1 protein-coding gene is annotated in these 1,688 nt (G+C 34.4%); it reads left to right on the forward strand.

The window, feature by feature from the left end:
* Nucleotides 1-133: 133 nt before the first annotated feature.
* Entirely contained in the window at nt 134-1,477 is a 1,344-nt protein-coding gene (locus VB264_RS24955; RefSeq protein ID WP_323254112.1) for a transposase, read from the forward strand.
* Nucleotides 1,478-1,688 lie beyond the last annotated feature (211 nt).

A 1,688-nucleotide genomic window follows, 5' to 3' on the forward strand; every position in this document is an offset into this window, starting at 1 on the left:
TAGGCTTTCCTTTATGGTTTTAATTATCTAACAATCAACACGTTATAAATAAAACAACCCCGAAAAAGTGTCAATACTGGCAATTTTCGGGGTTTTTATGTATTTTGTTTCTGCTAGAAAACCTTAAATACAGATGCAATATACACTGTTTGATTTCGATTCTCCAAATTTCTCAAAATGGTACTTATTCAAGAATACAACTGTTCTTGGAAAAATTCACCAAACTATTGATTGGGACTCTCTTGAAAAACTTTTACCCAATAAAACTAAGGTTTGTGGAGCACCTCCTTGGTTGCCAGCCAAAGGCCTTTTCGGGTTGATGTTACTCAAGCATTATACAGGACTTAGTGATGAGAAACTACTTGAAAGTTTTCACACGAACTGGGCAATGCAGATATTCTGTGGCACTTTACTTGCTGATAATGAAAGGATTAAAGACAATGCATTCGTCTCAAGAGTTAGGTCTTACTTGGGAAATCATTTAGATTTGAATCTATTTCAAAGTGTGATGATTAATAATTGGAAAGGCGAGATTCCTGATAAAAATGTCTTGCTGATGGATGCTACTTGTTATGAAGTTTATCTTAGAATTCCTACTGATGTAAAGTTACTTTGGGAAGCTTGTACTTGGCTCTTGGAAAAACGGATTCCAACATTATGTACAAGTAATAAAATCAAATTACCAAGGTCTAAATTCAAAGACCAAAAGATAAAGCAGTTGGCTTACAGTAAACTCAAGAAGAAAACTTATCGGAAGACATACTCTAGAAAGCGTTCACTTTTAAAGCTACTAAATAAAGGTATTTTAACACTTAATGAACTTTTAAAACAAATCACTCTTGAAGAGTTTTCACCAAAAGATGCAGAAGTATTTCAAACCATTAAAGTTATTTATGAACAACAAAAACAACTTTTTGAAATACCTGGAGCAAAGATTAGTGACCGCATAGTAAGCATCTATAAACCCTACATTCGCCCTATTGTTAGAGGGAAAGAAAATAAGCCAGTAGAGTATGGAATAAAAGCACATATTAATCAAGTTGGTGGAATTAACATCATTGAACATACAAGCTACAATGCATTCAATGAGTGTAAAAGACTGAAAGAGAGTGTAGTAAGGCATGAGAAAATGATTGGAGAATGCACTCATGTAGCCGCAGATGGGATTTATCCCACCAATGAGAATCGTACATTTTTAAGAGAACAAGGGATACAACACAACTTTTGTAGAAAAGGTAGAGGAAAAGATGATAAAGAAACTAAGCAAATGAAAGGTATTCTCAATAAAGAGAGGAGTACGCGTCTGGAAGGAAGTTTTGGAACAGAAAAGGAACATTATTTACTTCGCAAAATAAAGGCAAGGAGTCAAAAGACGGAACTCGTATGGTTATTCTTCGGCGTATATACAGCCAATGCTGTCAGGATTAACAATCGAAGGCAAGAAAACATTCAGCAAGCTCAGAAACTAGCAGCCTAACAATAAATATTAGAGGACAATAAATAACCACTTAATGAGCTGGTATGATAAAACGTTGACCAGTTTTTACGAAAATGCGTTCTGGAAAGGTACAAATCAAATAAAATTGTATTTTTCAAATAAATCATCCCAGATGAAAGCAAAAATCCACCCAGAACATGAGTGGATTTTATCGTAAAGTAATATCGAAAAACAATTTTCAAGGGAAGCC

This window comes from Arcicella aquatica (genome assembly GCF_034928825.1).
Taxonomy (GTDB): domain Bacteria; phylum Bacteroidota; class Bacteroidia; order Cytophagales; family Spirosomataceae; genus Arcicella; species Arcicella aquatica.